The 16707-nt window shown below is 70.2% G+C and carries 21 protein-coding genes; 12 read left to right on the top strand and 9 right to left on the bottom strand.

Going from position 1 to position 16707, the window contains the following annotated elements:
• Positions 1–738, bottom strand: a 738-nt coding sequence (locus tag Ato02nite_RS01970) for an arginine deiminase family protein (RefSeq protein ID WP_246605981.1), incomplete at its 3' end; no start/stop codon positions are given.
• Between the two features lie 273 nt (positions 739–1011).
• On the opposite strand from Ato02nite_RS01970, the gene Ato02nite_RS01965 reads away from it, so the two are divergent.
• The 5 genes from Ato02nite_RS01965 to pheA all read left to right on the top strand — a co-directional run bounded on the left by Ato02nite_RS01965 (position 1012) and on the right by pheA (position 4326).
• Complete coding sequence (locus Ato02nite_RS01965) at positions 1012–1743, top strand: hypothetical protein (protein ID WP_213004579.1); 732 nt, start codon at positions 1012–1014, stop codon at positions 1741–1743.
• Between the two features lie 90 nt (positions 1744–1833).
• Positions 1834–2292 carry a PAS domain-containing protein gene (locus tag Ato02nite_RS01960; RefSeq protein ID WP_213004578.1) on the top strand — a complete coding sequence of 153 codons (459 nt, stop codon included), beginning with the start codon at positions 1834–1836 and terminating at the stop codon, positions 2290–2292.
• Positions 2293–2365: 73 nt separating this feature from the next.
• Positions 2366–2755, top strand: coding sequence for an ACT domain-containing protein (locus Ato02nite_RS01955; protein ID WP_213004577.1), 390 nt, complete (start codon positions 2366–2368; stop codon positions 2753–2755).
• A 24-nt stretch (positions 2756–2779) separates the two neighbouring features.
• Positions 2780–3364 (top strand): hypothetical protein, encoded by a 585-nt coding sequence (locus tag Ato02nite_RS01950; protein ID WP_213004576.1) that lies wholly within the window; start codon positions 2780–2782, stop codon positions 3362–3364.
• 14 nt (positions 3365–3378) lie between these two features.
• Entirely contained in the window at positions 3379–4326 is a 948-nt protein-coding gene (gene pheA / locus Ato02nite_RS01945) for a prephenate dehydratase (protein ID WP_213004575.1), read from the top strand.
• Here pheA and Ato02nite_RS01940 read toward each other — a convergent pair.
• The 3 genes from Ato02nite_RS01940 to Ato02nite_RS01930 all read right to left on the bottom strand — a co-directional run bounded on the left by Ato02nite_RS01940 (position 4323) and on the right by Ato02nite_RS01930 (position 6017).
• Positions 4323–5057, bottom strand: a complete 735-nt coding sequence (locus Ato02nite_RS01940; RefSeq protein WP_213004574.1) for an AIM24 family protein — start codon at positions 5055–5057, stop codon at positions 4323–4325. The genes pheA and Ato02nite_RS01940 overlap by 4 nt on opposite strands.
• Positions 5058–5133: 76 nt before the next feature.
• Entirely contained in the window at positions 5134–5496 is a 363-nt protein-coding gene (locus Ato02nite_RS01935; protein ID WP_213004573.1) for a metallopeptidase family protein, read from the bottom strand.
• Positions 5497–5588: 92 nt separating this feature from the next.
• Positions 5589–6017 carry an OsmC family protein gene (locus tag Ato02nite_RS01930; RefSeq protein WP_213004572.1) on the bottom strand — a complete coding sequence of 143 codons (429 nt, stop codon included), beginning with the start codon at positions 6015–6017 and terminating at the stop codon, positions 5589–5591.
• Between the two features lie 66 nt (positions 6018–6083).
• Here Ato02nite_RS01930 and Ato02nite_RS01925 point away from each other — a divergent pair, with 66 nt between their 5' ends.
• The 4 genes from Ato02nite_RS01925 (at position 6084) to Ato02nite_RS01910 (ending at position 9907) form a co-directional block, all read left to right on the top strand.
• Complete coding sequence (locus Ato02nite_RS01925) at positions 6084–6869, top strand: hypothetical protein (RefSeq protein ID WP_213004571.1); 786 nt, start codon at positions 6084–6086, stop codon at positions 6867–6869.
• A 55-nt stretch (positions 6870–6924) separates the two neighbouring features.
• Positions 6925–8187, top strand: coding sequence for a serine--tRNA ligase (gene serS / locus Ato02nite_RS01920; protein ID WP_213004570.1), 1263 nt, complete (start codon positions 6925–6927; stop codon positions 8185–8187).
• 110 nt (positions 8188–8297) lie between these two features.
• On the top strand, positions 8298–9110 hold the full coding sequence (locus Ato02nite_RS01915; protein ID WP_213004569.1) for an HAD-IIB family hydrolase: 813 nt from the start codon (positions 8298–8300) through the stop codon (positions 9108–9110).
• Positions 9110–9907: a Cof-type HAD-IIB family hydrolase gene (locus Ato02nite_RS01910; protein WP_213004568.1), complete on the top strand. Its 798-nt coding sequence runs from the start codon at positions 9110–9112 to the stop codon at positions 9905–9907. Before Ato02nite_RS01915 ends, Ato02nite_RS01910 begins: the two co-directional genes overlap by 1 nt.
• Here the strand turns inward: Ato02nite_RS01910 and Ato02nite_RS01905 are convergent.
• Together Ato02nite_RS01905 and ddaH are read right to left on the bottom strand one after the other, a co-directional pair.
• Positions 9904–10470 carry a bacterial proteasome activator family protein gene (locus Ato02nite_RS01905; RefSeq protein ID WP_213004567.1) on the bottom strand — a complete coding sequence of 189 codons (567 nt, stop codon included), beginning with the start codon at positions 10468–10470 and terminating at the stop codon, positions 9904–9906. The two genes, Ato02nite_RS01910 and Ato02nite_RS01905, sit on opposite strands and share 4 nt — an antisense overlap.
• Positions 10471–10522: 52 nt before the next feature.
• Positions 10523–11350, bottom strand: coding sequence for a dimethylargininase (gene ddaH, locus Ato02nite_RS01900; RefSeq protein WP_213004566.1), 828 nt, complete (start codon positions 11348–11350; stop codon positions 10523–10525).
• Positions 11351–11417: 67 nt separating this feature from the next.
• Between ddaH and Ato02nite_RS01895 the strand changes: the two genes are divergently transcribed.
• Positions 11418–11876: an Lrp/AsnC family transcriptional regulator gene (locus Ato02nite_RS01895; RefSeq protein ID WP_213004565.1), complete on the top strand. Its 459-nt coding sequence runs from the start codon at positions 11418–11420 to the stop codon at positions 11874–11876.
• A 34-nt stretch (positions 11877–11910) separates the two neighbouring features.
• Entirely contained in the window at positions 11911–13707 is a 1797-nt protein-coding gene (locus tag Ato02nite_RS01890) for a beta-propeller domain-containing protein (RefSeq protein WP_246605978.1), read from the top strand.
• Here Ato02nite_RS01890 and Ato02nite_RS01885 read toward each other — a convergent pair.
• From Ato02nite_RS01885 to mobA, 3 genes are read right to left on the bottom strand one after another with little or no spacing between them, the layout of a single operon-like run.
• A complete protein-coding gene (locus Ato02nite_RS01885; protein WP_213004564.1) occupies positions 13704–14789 on the bottom strand; it encodes a T3SS (YopN, CesT) and YbjN peptide-binding chaperone 1 in 1086 nt (361 codons plus the stop codon). The genes Ato02nite_RS01890 and Ato02nite_RS01885 overlap by 4 nt on opposite strands.
• 37 nt (positions 14790–14826) lie before the next feature.
• Positions 14827–15066: a DUF6457 domain-containing protein gene (locus Ato02nite_RS01880; RefSeq protein WP_213004563.1), complete on the bottom strand. Its 240-nt coding sequence runs from the start codon at positions 15064–15066 to the stop codon at positions 14827–14829.
• A complete protein-coding gene (gene mobA / locus Ato02nite_RS01875; protein WP_438873006.1) occupies positions 15063–15614 on the bottom strand; it encodes a molybdenum cofactor guanylyltransferase in 552 nt (183 codons plus the stop codon). Before mobA ends, Ato02nite_RS01880 begins: the two co-directional genes overlap by 4 nt.
• A gap of 157 nt (positions 15615–15771) precedes the next feature.
• Here mobA and fdhD point away from each other — a divergent pair, with 157 nt between their 5' ends.
• A complete protein-coding gene (fdhD, locus tag Ato02nite_RS01870; protein ID WP_213004561.1) occupies positions 15772–16599 on the top strand; it encodes a formate dehydrogenase accessory sulfurtransferase FdhD in 828 nt (275 codons plus the stop codon).
• The last annotated feature ends 108 nt before the right edge of the window (positions 16600–16707 follow it).

Here is a 16707-nt window from a genome sequence, read left to right as displayed (position 1 = left end):
GTGCGCGAGCCCGGCCGCGAAGACCCGCCGGGCCAGCCGCTCGGCCCCGGCCGGCGTGGTGCGCTCGCCGACCCCGATGGCCAGCACGTCCGGCGCCAGCACCAGCACGTCGCCGCCCTCGACGTGCTCGAGCGCCGGGTCGTAGAGCAACTCCACCCCGGCGAAGCGCGGGTGGTAGCGGTAGATGGCCCGGGTCAGCGTGGTCTCCCGCTGCCGGGCCGGCATGGCCAGGCTGGTCACCGCCACCCGGTCGCGCACCCACACCGATGAATCGCGGGTGAAGAGCAGGTTGGGCAGCGGATCGATGATGAAGTCGTGATCGTCCATGAGTTCGTAGACCAGGCCGCCCGGCCCCGGCTTGAGCTCCTGGTGGGCGAGGCCGGCCATGAGCACGTCGGCGAGCCGGCGCGGGTCCTGGTCGGCCAGGTAGCGGCCGACCGAGTCGCGCAGGGTGTCACCGAGCCGGCGGTCGTCGAGCACGGCCCCGGTGAGCTCCTCCCGGGCGTCCGCGACGGCGAGGGTCTCGGTGAGCAGGTCGGCGAGGTAGAGCACCTCGACGCCGCGATCGCGCAGCGCGTCGGCGAAGCGATCGTGCTCCTCCTGCGCCCGGCCGACCCACGGGATACCGTCGAAGAGCAGCGAGTCGTTGTTCCGCGGAGTCAGCCGGGCGAGCTCGGCTCCGGGCCGATGGAGCAGGACCGTACGCAGCGGGCTGACTTCACTGTCGACGTAGTTCACCCCGGTACTCCTCGCGTTCGTCCGATGACGTTCTGACTAGATCATGAGACATCGGTGCGCACGAGCGTAGGTGAGGCTAACTTTGTGCTTGAAGCTGCCGAACCGGGGAGAGAACGCCGCTATGCACTATCCGCAAGAAAAATTCGTGCGTGAATGCGGCATTCATCCCCACTCACTCGTCTCTCTTTCGCCCCGATGTCTTGCCTCCGTGTGGGGTCGTACACGTACGGTAGTGAAAAGAGAGCCCGAAGAGACCTTTTGCCGGAGGTCGCAGTGACTGTCTTCCCGCGCCCTGCCCTACCCGTATCGACGAAGGCGCTACCCACCCTCGATCGACCAGTCCCATCATCCCCGCTCGACGGACCGACTCGCCCGTCGCCTGCCGAGTGGGCCCGTCGCCGTCGAGCCGACCGCGACGCCCGCCGCCTCGAGGCCGCCGGGAACCGGGCTTTGACCCGTCTCGACCGCCTCGGACCCAACTGGCACATCGTGGACTGGCCGCGCACCGATGCGCAGGGCTTCTACGAACCCGATCTCGCCGACGACCGCGCCGGCTTCCTGGCCATCGGGCCGGGCGGCATCTACGCGGTGACCGTTGCCGATCACGGCCGTTCCCGGGTGCTCATCGCCGGTGACGTCGTGCAGATCAACGGCAAGCGCCCGGCCTACATCGCCGAGGCCCGCCGGGAAGCCCGTCGCGCCAGCAAGGCGCTCTCCGCCGCGGTCGGCCTGTCCGTGCCGGTCACTCCCGTGCTGACGTTCGTCGGCAACGGCGTGATCAGCGTGCACGGCCTGCCGAAGGAGGTCCTCGTCTCGACCGACAAGGAACTCGACCGGCTACTCATCGCGGGTGGCGCGCGCATCTCGCCGGCCACCGCCAGCAAGCTCTCAGCTGTCGCACATCACCCCGGGACCTGGGCAAACGCGCCCTATCGCCCGGCCGGCGACTACCGGTGGCACCCCGACGGACAAACGGCCGCTGACAAGCGTCCGGCACGCCGGTAACGTTCCTTCAGTGCAGTCGGCGGGTTGACGCCGCGGCCCCGTGTTTCACGGCCGCGGCGTCCGCCCCCGCGAAGGAGCGAGGAGGACGGGGTGGGACACATCGAGCTCTCGCTCTCGGGAGGGTTCGTGCCCCAGGCACGCACGCCCGCCGAGGCCGAGTTCGTCCCGAGCGTCGAGCGGTGGACGTCGACGGTGGCCTCGGCCGCCGAGCCGTGCCTGGTGATCGACTCCGCTGCCAAGATCCTGGCGATGTCGGCCTCGTGCAGCGAGCTGTTCGGGCTGGGCAAGCCGGCCGAGGTGGTCGGCCAGACGCTCGGCAACGCGCTTCGACTGATCGACTTCACGGCCGTGGCCAGCCAGCTGGACGAGTCCGACGTGGAAAAGATCCCGCCGCTGCTGGCGATCCGCAGCGAGCGGCTGGCGCGTGGCCTGTTGCGCGTGGTGCCGAGCCCGGGCGAGCCACCGCTGACCGTCGACGCGATCACGACGCCGCTGCTGCACAACGATCGGGTCGCCGGTTCACTGACGTTCTTCTCTCCGGTGCGCTGAAATCCGCTGGTGTGGCGTTTGCCGCACCGGTAGGGGTTGGGCAAGGCACGATGCGGAAACGTAGTCTGCCCTCATGCTTGATCTAGATCTGCTACCGGAGGAGTACGCGGTGTGTCGGCTGCCGGCCGGCTCGCCGATCCCGGCTTCGCTGGCCGCGGGTCCGGACGACAAGAGCGTCATCTCACTCAGCTGGGCGCCCGACGAGTTGTCGATCATCTGCCCGGCTGACCGGGTGCCGGAGGACGCGACCGCCGACACGGCCTGGCGGTGTCTGCGCGTGGTCGGGCCGCTCGACCTGGCGCTGACCGGGGTGCTGGCCTCGCTGATCGGCCCGCTGGCCGCAGCCCGGGTCAATATCGTGACGTTCTCGACGTACACCACGGACTACCTGCTCGTGCCGACCGTGCGGCTGAGCGAGGCGGTGGACACTCTCACGGCGGCGGGGCACCGCATCGCCTCCTGAGCCGTTGCGCCCTACCATGTCCGCGTGTCCCCCCGCACACTCCTGCTGATCCCCATCGGCGCTCTGCTGCTGCTGAGCGCCTGCGGTGCGCCGCCCAAGCCGCCGCTGAAGTCGCCTCCGCTCTACGTGAGCCCGAGCGCGGCTCCCATTTCGCTGAATCCGTCGGCGCTCGGCGTCCCCGGCGCGACGTTCCCGACGCCCACCGCCGCCGCGCCCGGACCGGCATATCCGACCTATACCTATCCGACGGCCGTGACCACCACGGTCACGCAGGCGCCGGACACCGTCCCGGCGACGCCGACCCCGTCGCACGCGGCCGCCTGCACCGGCTCGCCGACCGACGCCCAGCTCCTCACCCTGATCAAGGGGCAGCCGGGCATCCCGAACAAGACGCTGCAGGTCGACGACGGGCCTTACTGCTCCGGCGAGTGGTCGTTCAGCACGGTCGAGATCACCGGCGCGAGCGCCGACCAACTCGAACCGCTGATGGTCGTCACCACCGGCCGGGACACCACGCTGGCGCTGGTGGCGGCCGGCTCCGAGGTGTGCACCAACCGGGTGCTGACGTCGGCGCCACCGGGCATCCGGGTCCTGGCCTGCGGATCCTGACTAGACTGCGCGGCATGCCGGGAACACCGCCGACTCGCTTCGTCTACCTCGGTCCGGAGGGCACCTTCACCGAGGCCGCACTGCGCACCCTGCCCGCCGCCGAGCGCGGGTTGCGCACGCCGGCCCGCAGCGTGCCCGAGGCCCTCGAGGCGGTTCGCTCCGGCGACGCCGACGCGGCCTTGGTCCCACTGGAGAATTCAGTGGGCGGTGCCATCCCGGTCACCCTCGACGAGCTGGCCACCGGCAGCCCGCTGGTGATCACCCGCGAGGTCGTGATCCCGGTCGAGTTCCGGCTCGCGGCCCGCGACCTGATTCCGCTCGCCCGGATCCGCACGGTCGCGGCGCACCCGCAGGCCTCGGCCCAGTGCCGTAACTGGCTGCTCGCCCACCTGCCCGACGCCACGGTGGTGGACGTGCTGTCCAACGCGACCGCCGCGATCGCCGCGGCTGCGGGGGAGTACGACGCGGCGCTGTGCGCGCCCATCGGGGTGCCGCGCAACGGGCTGACCGTGCTGGCCGACAAGGTCGCCGACCACGCCGACGCGGTAACCCGCTTCGCGCTGCTCACCCGGCCCGGCCCGGTCGGCGAGCCGACCGGCGACGACGTCACGTCGCTGGCCGTCTCGATCCGGCACGACCAGGTGGGCGCGCTGCTCGCGGTGCTGACCGAGCTTTCGGTACGCGGCATCAACCTGTCCCGCATCGAGTCCCGGCCGACCGGCGAGCAGCTCGGCACGTACGTCTTCTTCCTCGACTGCACCGGCCACGTGGCCGAGACCCGGATGGGCGAGGCCCTGCAGGGCCTTCGCCGCATCTGCGCCGAGGTGCGTTTCCTCGGCAGCTACCCGCGGCACCGGCTCACCCGCGAGGACCCGGTCCCGTCACCGCCCGGCCTGTCCGACAGCGACTTCGCCGACTCGGCGGCGTGGCTTTCCCGCCTCCGAGCCGGCGAGATCCACTAATTCCCGAGCAGATTGCCCAGCAGGCCGCCCTGCTGCTGCTGGCCGCCGCCGGTGCCGGCGAGGCCGGCCGGGGGCTCCTCCGAGGGCTGTACGACGACGAAGCCCTGCCCGGCGAAGCTCATCGTGAAGCGCTCGCCCGTGGTGCGGCCCAGCAGCGTGCCGAGGCCCAGCTGCTCGGCGCGGTGGTAACCGGTCTGCAGGTTGGCCGACCAGCAGATCGCGGCCTGCGGGTCGACGTAGGTGGGCTGGTCGACGCTGAGCACCACCGGGGTGCCCTTGGTGGTGACCGCGATCCGGCCGTGCCCGCTGAAGACGCAGTTGAACAGGCCGGCGTTGGACATCATGCCGGCGCCGCCGACCATCTTGATGTCGTAGTTGAGGGTCGAGTCGAACGCCAGCACGTTCGTCCCGTTGATGGAGAGGGCGTCGCCCGGCTCCAGGTCGATGAGGTGGACGTCGGCGGCCTTGTCGGCGAGGAAGACGTCGCCGGTGCCGCGGACCTTCATCAGCGGTACGCCCTCGCCGGTGAGCTTCGACTTGATGAACTTGCCGATGCCGCCGGAGCCGAGCGCCTCGAACTGGACATTGCCCTGGTAGGCGACCATCGAGCCCTGGCGGGCCATGAACTCACCGTTCAGCTCCGCCTTGAGCAGCTTGGAATTCTGCAGACGCAACCCGGGCTGGGCCGACTCCTTCTCGAGGTTCTCGGCCGAAAAGAGCTCGCTGCGCATGAACGTCCTCCTGTGTGCGATGTGGCATCAGGGTAGGACCCACCGCCAAGTCGGTGACCGGCCGTTCAGCCGGTTTTCAGCCCCATCCGAGCTCGTGCAGACGGTGATCGTCGATGCCGAAGTGGTGGGCTATCTCGTGCACCACGGTGATCGCGACCTCGTCGATGACGTCAGTCTCGGTGTCGCAGACCTTCAGCGTCGGCAAACGGTAGATGGTGATGCGATCGGGCAGCACGCCCGCGTAGTCCCAGCCCCGATCGGTCAGGGCCGTCCCCTCGTAGAGTCCGAGCAGGTCATCACTGCCGTCGGGGGGTGCGTCCTCGACCATGAAGACCACGTTGTTCATCATCGTCAGCAGCTCGACGGGCACCTCGTCGAGCGCCTCACCGACGAGTTCCTCGAAACGCTCGCGACTCATCTCGACCGGCACAGTGACCATTGTGCGCCTCGTCGGCGGGCACGCCGGTGCGGCCGGCGCGGTCAGGGATCCGACAGCAACCCCTGCCCGCACCGGCGGAGTGATTCGGCCGGTCAGGCCAGCTTCGCGGACAGCGTGATCTCGGTGCCCGGGGCGAGCAGCCGGGAGATCGGGCAGCCCTCCTTGGCGGCCTGGGCGATCTTCTGGAACTCGGAGTCGTCGATGCCGGGCACGGTGCCGACGGTCTCCAGGTCGATCCGGGTGACGCTGAAGCCGGCGTCAGTCTTGTCGAAGTGGAGCTTGGCGATGGTCTCCACCGAGGTGCCGGTGTAGCCCGCGTCGGCGAGCGCCTTCGAGAACGCCATCGAGAAGCAGCCGGAGTGCGCGGCGGCGATGAGCTCCTCGGGGTTCGTCCCCTCGCCCTCCTCGAAGCGCGACTTGAACGAGTAGTTCCCCTGGTAACCGCCCTTACCGGTCTTGATCGTGCCGGAACCCTCGGTGAGGTTCCCATCCCAGTGGGCCGTAGCAGTACGAATAGGCATATCCGAAACGCTAGTCCATCGGACGGCCGGTGGCCGGTCGACCGGGCACGGGCCATCATGGGTCACATGCCCCCCGAGCATGGCCCGATCGACACCGACCCATCGCCGACGACTGTTCCTCCCGCCGACGAGGTGATCGAGTTCGGCGCGGTGAAGGCTCCTCGCCGGCGTCGCTGGAGCGCGACCGGCCTCGGCCACACCCTGGCCGGCGACCGGCGCGTGGTCCCGGTGGCCGCGGCGCTGGGCGCGGTCGCCCTGCTCGTCTCGCTCATCTCCGAGTGGCAGGTCACCACGGTCGACGCCGCGGTGTTCGGCCCCGAGGGTGCCGTCGGCGACCAACTGGTGCCGACCGGCCTCACCGACCTCGGCGCGTTCGGCACCGCCGTCCTGGTGGGGCTGTTCCCGCTGGTCGCCGCGGTGGTGCTGACCATGTTCGGGCCGCCGGCCGGGCGCCGCTGGGCGCGGCTCGGCGGGCTCAGTGTCGGCGGCACGATGCTCGGCCTGCTCTTCGCGCTGGCCGTCTCGCTCGGCGACCAGAGCCGGGTGGTGCCCTACCTCTACACCATGTCGCTCAGCCCCGACCAGCTGCAGGCCGGTTACGGGCGCGGCCTGTGGTGCGCCCTCGCCGGGGTCTGCTTCGTGTTGCTCGCGCTCTATCTGGCCGATCGGCACACCGCGGCCCTGGTCGCCGATGAGCCGGTCGCGGAGGAACCGCCGGCCGTGTGGTCGTGGCGCCGGCCGTCCGCCGGGGACGAGCAGGTGGTCCCGGACTCGCCGCTGGAGCTGACCGTCGGCCCGGCCCGGCCGTTCACCTCACTCGGCGATGACCGCGACAAGCCGAGCGGATCGTGACGGGAAGGGATACTCGGGTGCTGACCGGGACGGGCCGCCGGTAGGCTCGGCAATCGTGATTGACCTGCGTCTGCTCCGCGAGGACCCCGAGCTCATCCGTGCCAGCCAGCGAGTGCGCGGCGAGTCCACCGAGGTGGTGGATGCCCTGCTGCGCGCCGATGAGGAGCGCCGAGCCGCTACCCAGCGGTTCGAGGCGGTCCGGGCCGAGCAGAGATCGCTGAGCAAGCAGGTGCCGAAGGCCTCCGGCGACGAGAAGGCGGCGCTGCTGGCCCGCACCAAGGAGCTGGCCGCCGAGGTCAAGACGGCCGAGGCCGCCGCCTCGGCCGCCGCCGAGACGCTGCGCCGGGCCCACCTGGCCGTGCCCAACATCGTGCAGGACGGCACGCCGCCGGGCGGCGAGGACGACTTCGTCGTGCTGCGCGAGGTCGGCGACCGCCCGGCCATCGACAACCCGAAGGACCACCTCGAGATCGGCGAGGCCCTGAAGGCGATCGACACCGAGCGCGGCGCCAAGGTGTCCGGCTCGCGGTTCTACTTCCTCACCGGGGTGGGCGCGCTGCTCCAGCTGGGCCTCCTGCAGATGGCGATCGCCCAGGCGGTGGAGTACGGCTTCACCCCCTCGATCACGCCGTCGCTGGTCAAGCCGGAATCGATGGAGGGCACCGGCTTCCTCGGCGCGCACGCCGGCGAGATCTACCGACTCGAGGCCGACGACCTCTATCTGGTGGGCACTTCGGAGGTCGCCCTGGCGGCGTACCACTCAAACGAGATCTTGGATCTCGAAGCCGCACCGAGCCGCTTCGCCGGATGGTCGTCGTGCTATCGCCGTGAGGCGGGGTCGTACGGCAAGGACGTGCGCGGCATCCTGCGGGTGCACCAGTTCGACAAGGTGGAGATGTTCTCCTTCTGCAAGCCGGAGCAGGCGGCCGACGAGCACCTGAAGCTGCTGGCGATGGAGGAGGAGATGCTGGCCAAGGTCGAGATTCCCTACCGGGTGATCGACGTGGCCGGCGGCGACCTCGGTTCGAGCGCTTCGCGCAAGTACGACTGCGAGGCGTGGGTGCCGTCGCAGGGCCGCTACCGCGAGGTCACCTCGACGTCGAACTGCACCACGTTCCAGGCGCGGCGGCTCAACATCCGCTACCGCGACGCTGACGGCAAGCCGCAGACCGCGGCCACGCTGAACGGGACGCTCGCGACCACCCGATGGCTGATTCCGATCCTGGAGAACCACCAGCAGCCGGACGGTTCGGTGCGGGTGCCGAAGGCGCTGCAGCCCTACCTCGGCGGCCGCGACGTCCTCGAACCTGTCCGCTAACGGTTAATACACCCGCCCGCTACCAAAAGTAATAGCAGCAGGTAGCTGGGCGGGTGTAACGTTTTCCTTCCGCCCTCCGCGGGGGTTCAGCCCCACCTCGGAGGTGACCGATGGTCAAGCCTGGACTCCCCAAGCTGATCGCGACGGATCTCGACGGCACGTTGGTGCGCAGTGATGACACCGTGTCCGCGTACACCCATGAGGTTCTCGAACGGGTCCGGGCCGCCGGCATCCGGATCGTGGGCGCCACCGGCCGCGGGCCGCGTCTGACGTCGCTCACCCGCAACGACATCCGGGTGGCCGATTTCCTGGTGCTGGCCCAGGGCGGCTGGGTGCTCGACCAGGCCGAGTCGGCCTACCTGCTGCGGTCCCGGCTCGCCGGGCCGGCGCTGTCGAAGGTGCTGGCCGACCTCGAGGCCGAGGTCGGAGCGCTGTCGGTGATGGTGGAGGCGCTCGAGCACGACGATTCGCCGCTGTGGGGCGACTACGACCCGACCTGGCGCTACCCGGTGGTGGTCGAGCGGCGGGAACGCGCCGACTGCCTCACCGGCGACGTGATCAAGGCGTTCGCCCGGTCCTTCGACTACCACGTCGACGATCTGCTCGAGGTGGCCCGGCGGATCGTGCCGCCGCACGTGGCGTCGGTCACCCAGGCCGGTCTCGACTACGTGGAGATCTGCCCGGCGAACGTGGACAAAGGCACCGGCCTCTCGGTCGTGGCCGAGGCGGTCGGCGTCGATCCGCAGGACGTTCTCGTCTTCGGTGACATGCCCAACGACCTGCCGATGTTCGCGTGGGCCGGGTGGAGCCGCGTGGCGGTCGCCAACGCCCATCCCGCCCTCATGGCGGTGGCCGACGAGGTGACTCTGTCGAACGACGAGGACGGGGTGGCCGTCTATCTCGACAAGTTACTGTCGAGGTGATGCACCCTTTTCGGCTTGTCGCCTCCGACATCGACGGCACCCTGATCCACAGCGACGGCACGCTGAGCAAGGGCACCCTCGACGTGATCCACGCCCTCCCCGTTCCGTTCGTTCTGGTGACCGGCCGGCCGGTCCGATGGCTCCGGCAGCTCTACGACCAGATGCCGGAGCCGGTTCCGGCGGTCTGCGCCAACGGCGCGGTCGTCTACGACCCCGACACCGACACGGTGCTGCGGGCCGAGCCGCTCTCCGTCGAGCTGCTGATCGACGTCACCAAGAAGCTGCGCGACGCGATTCCCGACATCGCCCTGGCCGTCGAGGTCGAGGAGGGCCGGCGCTTCTGGTACGAGGAGGCCTGGCCGCTGCGCTGGGACCCGGAGAGTGATGAGGTCCGCGTGCTCACCGGCCCCGAGGAGCTGACCTCGGCGCCGGCCGTCAAGCTGCTCGTCCGCTCGGCCAACCACGAGGCGGACGAGTTTCACAAGCTGGTCAGCGGCGTGCTGGGGGAGATCGCCACGGTCACCCACTCGTCGCGGAGCGCGCTGGTGGAGATCTCGGCGGCCGGGGTGACCAAGGCGGCCGGACTGGCCTGGCTGTGCGAACGCAAGGGCATCGACGCGGGCGAGGTGGTGGCGTTCGGCGACATGCCCAACGACATCCCGCTGCTGAGCTGGGCCGGTCGTTCGGTGGCGATGGGCAACGCCCACCCCGCCGTCCGCGCGGTGGCCGACGAGGTGGGTCTCACGAACGACGAGGACGGGGTCGCGCAATACCTGCGCGACGCCTTCGACCTCTAGAGATATTGGCCGGTCGGGCCCTCGCCGGGGTTCTGCGGCTGCCCGGGCATGGCCGGGATGCGGCCCATCGGTAACGCCGGCCGGCCGCCGCCACCGCCACGCATCTGCTCGAGCTGGAGCCGGGCCGCCATCTGCTGGGCGACCAGCGCGGCCTGGATGCCGTGGAAGAGACCCTCGAGCCAGCCCACCAGCTGTGCCTGGGCGATGCGCAGCTCGGACTCGCTCGGCGGGGTGTCACCCTCGAACGGCAGCGAGAGCCGCTCCAGCTCCTCGCGAAGCTCGGGGGCGAGACCGTCCTCGAGCTCGATGATCGACCGCTGGTGGATCTCGCGCAGCCGGCCACGGCTGGCCTCGTCGAGCGGAGCTGCCCGCACCTCCTCGAGCAGCTGCTTGATCATGCTGCCGATGCGCATGACCTTCGCCGGCTGCTCGATCAGGTTGCCCGGCTCCTCGGGGCTGAGCGTGCCGTCGGACTCGATCGTGCCCATCGGACGCCCATCGGGTCCGACCACGATGACGGAGCCGTCTTCCTGCTTCTCCGCGGTGCGATTGTCATCGGTCATGCGTTCCATCTTCCCGCACGCGCCCAACTCGGTGCCGCTGGCCTCGGGGCCTTCAGGGCCGGAGTTCGGCCACCGCGCACTTGACGCTGCCGCCCCCACGCTTGAGTTCCGTGAGTTCGACGTGCACCGGGTGGTAGCCGGCCGCCCGCACCTTCTCGCCCATCGCGGCCGCCTCGGTGTTGAGGATCACATGACGGCCGTCGCTGACCAGGTTGAGCCCGAACGCCTCGGCATCGGCCCGGTCGGCGAGCACGGCGTCCGGGAAAAGCTGGGCGAGCACCCGCTGTGAGGCTGCCGAGAACGCGTCCGGGTAGTAGGCGACGTTGTGGTCGTCGAGCGCGGCCAGGGCCGTGTCCAGGTGGTAGTAGGCGGGATCGACCAGGCGGAGCGAGACGACCGGGCGGCCGAGCATCTCCTGGGCCTCGGCGTGTGCGGCCGGCTCGGTGCGGAAGCCGTAGCCGGCCAGGATCACGCCGCCGTGCGCGCCGGGCAGGTAGGTGAAGTCGCCCTCGCCTTCGTTGACGTGCTCAGGCGTCTCGTATTTCCAGTCCGTCCGCGTGTAGAAGGCCCGGTGGGCGTCGGCCTCGTCGGCGCGCTGCGGGTAGCGGAAGCGGGCGCCGTAGACCGTGCCGTCGACGGAGAAGGCGCCGTTGGCCGCGTAGACCATGTCGGGCAGGCCGGCCACCGGGTCGAGCAGGTGCACGGTGTGGCCGAGTTCGACGAGGGTGTTGCGCAGCAGGTCCCACTGCTTGACGGCCAGCGCCGCGTCGACCGGGACGGTGATGTCCATCCACGGGTTGATGGCGTACTCGACCGTGAAATGCTCCGGAGGGCACATGAGATATGTCCGGGTTCGCGGCAAGCGCTCGGTCTGGCTCATGAGGTAAAGCGTAGGTAGGCTCGGGTGCACGAAACAGCGAGAAATCTTGTGTTCTGGAGGCGAATCGTTGCAGATGGACCCGGTTGACCAGCGAATCATTGCGTTACTGGTCGCCGACGCACGCGCGTCGTACGCGGAGATAGGGTCCAAGGTCGCTCTTTCCGCCCCGGCCGTGAAACGGCGGGTGGATCGGCTCCGTGCCAGCGGGGTGATCAAGGGATTCACCGCGGTCATCGACCCCGCCGCCGTGGGCTGGACCACCGAGGCCTTCGTCGAGCTGTTCTGCACCGGCCGCACCACCCCCGCCCAGATCACGGTGGCCACCCGGCGGCATCCCGAGGTGATCGGCGCCTACACGGTGTCGGGCCAGGCCGACGCACTGGTACACCTGCGGGCCGCCGACATCGGGCATCTCGAACAGGCCCTCGAGCGGCTGCGAGCCGAGCCGTTCGTCACCTCGACTCGGAGCATGATCGTGCTGTCCCGCCTCGTGGAGACACCGACGGTGGTGCCCGCCCCCCAGTAGGAACCCATCCGTTCGGCGCCGCGTCCAAGCGCACATGCGCCGCCGAATCCTGATCTTCACCGCGATTCTCACGCTGGCCGGCTGCACCGACGCGCCGCCCAGGAAAATACTGGAATCACCGGTCCCCGTGCCCGGGGCCGCGATCGCCAAGCTCAGCCTGGTCGCGTTCGACAACTGCGACCGGCTGCTCACCGACCTGCGGGCGGCAACCCGGCGCAGCGTCGGCCCCTACGGACTGCCCGGCAGCGACGCCTTTCCGGAGAACGCGATGGCTACCGGAGCCCGAGTCGATGCGGCGGCCGCCAAGGCGACCACCTACTCCGGGACCAACGTGCACGAGATCGGTGCCGACGAGCCCGACATCGTCAAGACCGACGGCCGCCGCATCGTCACCGTCCAGGGCGGGGCCCTGCGGGTCATCGACCCGGCCACCCGCGCGCTGACCGGCCGGCTCGAACTCGGGAACGTCTCGACGGCGCAGTTCCTCCTGGCCGGCGACCACGCTCTCGTACTCACCTCCGGTTATGGGCGGACCGACGGCCGTGTCTACAAGATGGCGCCGCCCGGGGACGCCGAGCTGCTCCTGATCGATCTGAGCGGGCCGCCGCGCATCATCAGCCGATTCGTCGGCAGCGGCCAGGTGGTCGACGCCCGGCAGACCGGCAGCGTGGCCCGGGTCGTGCTCAGCTCCACCCCGCGGATCAAATTCCCGTACTACCCGGACGGCGACGCCGACGCTCTCCTCCGCCGGAATCGGCAGGCGATCAGCGCGGCGCCGATCGACGCCTGGCTGCCGTCGTGGCAGGTCACCACCGGTACGGCGGTCACCTCGGGACGCGTCGGCTGCGACGCGGTGAGCCGACCCGCGTCGTACTCCGGGGCCGGGATGCTCACCCTGCTGACCTTCGACCTGGCCGCCGACGCGCTCACCGACGGCAGCCCGGTCGGCGTGGTCAGCGACGGTGATCTGGTCTACGGCACGCCGACCAGCCTCTACGTCGCCAACAACCAGGACTGGCAGGTCAACGCTTTGCCCGCCGCCGACCCGGCCGAGCTGGACACCGAGATCTTCAAGTTCGCGCTGCCCGCGGCGGGAAAGCCGGAGCTGGCCGCTTCGGGCCGCGTTCCCGGGTCACTGCTCAACCAGTACTCGATGTCCGAATGGGACGGTCGGCTGCGGGTCGCGACCACCACGTCAACGGCGTCGGCGGTGCGGGTGCTCGCCGACAGCGGCGGCAAGCTTGTGCAGACCGGGGTGGTCGACGGGCTCGGCAAGAACGAGCGGATCTACGCCGTACGGTTCCTCGGCCCGCGCGGCTATGTGGTGACCTTCCGACAAACCGATCCGCTCTACAGCCTCGACCTCAGCGATCCGGCCGCCCCTCGGGTCACCGGCGAACTGAAGATCACCGGCTATTCGGCCCATCTGCAACAGGTAGGGGACGACCTTCTGGTGGGCGTCGGGCAGGAGGCCGGCACCGACGGCGTACGGCAAGGGACGCAGGTTTCGCTTTTCGATGTCGGTGATCCGGCGAGCCCTCGCCGGCTGGCCCAGCATGTAGTGCCACAGAGCGTGTCGGATGCCGAATTCGATCCGCACGCACTGCTCTGGTGGCCGGCCACCGGACTGCTCGTCGTACCGATCAAGGGCGCCGTCGAGGGCGCGCTCGCCCTGCGGGTCGACGCCGGTGGCCTGCACGAGGCCGGGAAGATCAGCGGGTACGTGGACCGGTCCCTGGTGATCGGCAGCGACCTCTGGACCCTGGGCGAGTCGGGCATGACCGCCTTTGATCTGTCCACCCTGGACCAGAGAGCGACCGTGCGTTTCTAGAGGTACATCCCCGTCCGGTGGTCGTCGGCAGGCTGCTTCGCCGGTGTGGGCTTGTCGCCCTCGCCGAAGAAGCGCTTGCCCCCGAACTCGCCGTGCAGCCGGTCGTCCAGCTCGTCGGCCAGGCCGGTCATGACCTGCACGGCGAGCATGAGGTGGGTGGCCTGGAAGTTGCGGCCGAAAACCGGGATCGACGCCCACACCGTGTCCTGCGCGCAGTAGAGGCGGCCGATCGGCATGCGGTTGGTCAGTTCGGACAGCTTGACGTAGAGCTCCTCGGTCGGCTCGACCTCGGTGAGGATCGGCGAGAAGACGTCCACCAGCGGCGGATTATCCCGAACCCGGACGAACACCATCGCCGAGCCGGCCCGGATGCCGATGTCACCGTCCGTGTCGACCTGTAGCTGGTCGACGGGGGTCTTCGACATGGTGGCGACCACCGTGCGAACCCGCTCCTCGAGCGGCACGACCTCCTCGGCCGCACCCGCCAACGCCGCCCGCAGTTCACCGTCCGCGTCCAGGTCGTCGAGGTCGAGGGACTGGCCGATGGTCGGCTCGTGCCGGGCGGTGGCCAGCGGCGCCGTCTCGATCGGCTCGTCCTGTTCGTCGTGCACGATATAGACCAGGAAGGCCGGGTGCGGAGCGCCGTAGACGTCCCGCAACGTGCGGGAGACCACCGTCGCGAGCTGTGCCGCCTTCTCCTGCGCGGAGCGCACGCCGAACGAGTTGCCCGAGTCCGGCAGCACACCCGGCGGCGACCAGCCGAGCGCGACCATGTCGGCGACCGCGGCGCGATCCATCCGGAAGCCCTCGGGCAGTTCGGCGTTGCCGACCGCGAGCGCCTCCACCACGCCGTCGGGGAGCACCCGCATGCTCACCGAGTAGACCGCTGTGCCGGTGCCCGACGCGGTCGGGTCGAGCGTGATGTCGATGTGCGAGTCCGGCGCGAGGTTCTGCAGCAGCGCCGCCAGCGCGCCGGCGAACTCCCGCCACGCCTCGGTCACCTTGGCCCGCAGGTCAGCCGTGGTCGGCTCGTCGAGCAGGATGTTGTCGTTCGACCCGCCTGCGGCGTTGTCTGCCGTCATGATCGCACCTCCGTCTCCGCCACCCTATCGAGAGACTTCAGGGGGTGGGTTTCGGCCAGGAAAGCGCGAGCTGACTGAGACGTTCGGCGGCGTCCGCGGGGTCCGCGCCGCGCCCCACGGCAAGACCCATGAGGTACGCCGTGACCGGCGCCCCCGGCCGGACGACACCGTGCGCCACGTCCCGAGCCAGGTCGAGCACCGCCTTGACCGGCACGTCGGCCGGCGCGATCCCCAACTCTTCGCCGGCCGCCACGACCCAGGCGTCAAGGTCGCTCATCGCGCCCATTCCTCGGCCGTGCGGAGGTCGTCGTCGGTGTCGCAGTCGAACCACGGCGGTGGGCCGGGGCGGCGCCAGGAGACCTCGGCGACTCGCAGGTACTCCATCAGCTCGCGGACGGAGGCGCCGTGCAGATCGCCGCGCGCCTCCATCAGCCGGGTGACAGCGTCGCGCAGTGCCGTGGTCCGCCAGACCCCGCACAGAAGCTGCCGGCGCCCCTCGGCGTCGCGGTAGACGGCGCCCTGCATCGGCGCCGACTCGACGGTCAACCGCAGGACGTCGATCGCCTCGCCGGTGAGCAGCGGCAGGTCGGCGGCGAGCAGCGCGGTGTAGGTGATATTTGCCGGCACCAGCGCGAGACCGGCCGCGGTGGCCGCGACCGGGCCGCCACCGGGTGGCTGCTCCCGGGTGGAGTGCACGGGCACGGGCAGGTCGGGCGGCACCGGGCCGACCACGATCCGCGGATCGGCGTCATGCACCGCGGCCAGGACACGGGTCAGCATGGACTGACCGCCGACAGGAAGCGTCGGCTTGTCCGCGCCGCCCATCCGCCGTGCCGCGCCACCGGCCAGCACTACCGCCGCAAACCCTCCCACGTACGTACCGTATCCCGAGCGCGTGTCGAGCGTGACCGCGCGCTCAGTTCGCGGTCGTGGATCACTATCGGTCCCGGGCATTCCGGGGTTTCCGGCATAGGCTCGGCGGATGGCGCGTACGTCGACCCGGCGACCGATTGTAAAGATCAACTTGGACGCGGCGGACGCTTCCCGGCGCGGCCCCGATGACCTGGCCGCCGAGGAGCCGCTGGAGATTCGGGTGCGCAAACGGCCGCTCGCGGTCACCATGCGCACCCCCGGGCAGGACATCGATCTCGCCATGGGTTTCCTCCTCACCGAGGGCATCATCGGAACGGCCGGCGACGTCGTCACCGCCCAGCTGTGCGCGGGGACCGACACCCCGAACACGTACAACGTGGTCGACGTGGTGCTCGGCGCCGACGTGCCGCCGCCGGTCACCGATCCGAGCCGGAACTTCTACACGACCAGTTCGTGCGGCGTGTGCGGGAAAGCGAGCATCGACGCCGTGCGGACCCGATCGCGGTTCGACGTGTCCGCCGACCCGGTGACCGTGCCCGCCCGCACGCTGGCGGCGATGCCCGACAGGCTGCGCGCCGCGCAACGCACCTTCGATCGCACCGGCGGCCTGCACGCGGCCGGCCTGTTCACGGCGGACGGTGAACTTCTGGTGCTGCGCGAGGACGTGGGCCGGCACAACGCGGTCGACAAGGTGATCGGCTGGGCACTGCGGGAGGGCCGCTTGCCGCTCACCGGGCATCTCCTGCTGGTGTCGGGCCGGGCCAGTTTCGAGCTGACCCAGAAGGCGTGGATGGCCGGCATCCCGCTCCTCGCAGCCGTCTCGGCACCCAGCACGCTGGCGGCGGAACTGGCCGACGAGGCAGGCATGACACTGGTCGGCTTCCTTCGCGGAGCGACCATGAACGTCTACACCGAGGCGCAGCGCGTCACCGTCTGAACATCGGGCTTCTCGGCCCGGCGGACCGCGGCCCCACCGACTGACCCGGTGCGGCCAGCGGGTGCACTTCAGCCCGCGGAACCCTGCCCGGCTGCGGTGACCAGCACG

This window comes from Paractinoplanes toevensis, from assembly GCF_018332695.1.
Classification (GTDB): domain Bacteria; phylum Actinomycetota; class Actinomycetes; order Mycobacteriales; family Micromonosporaceae; genus Actinoplanes; species Actinoplanes toevensis.
This window is presented reverse-complemented; position numbering and strand designations above follow the sequence as displayed.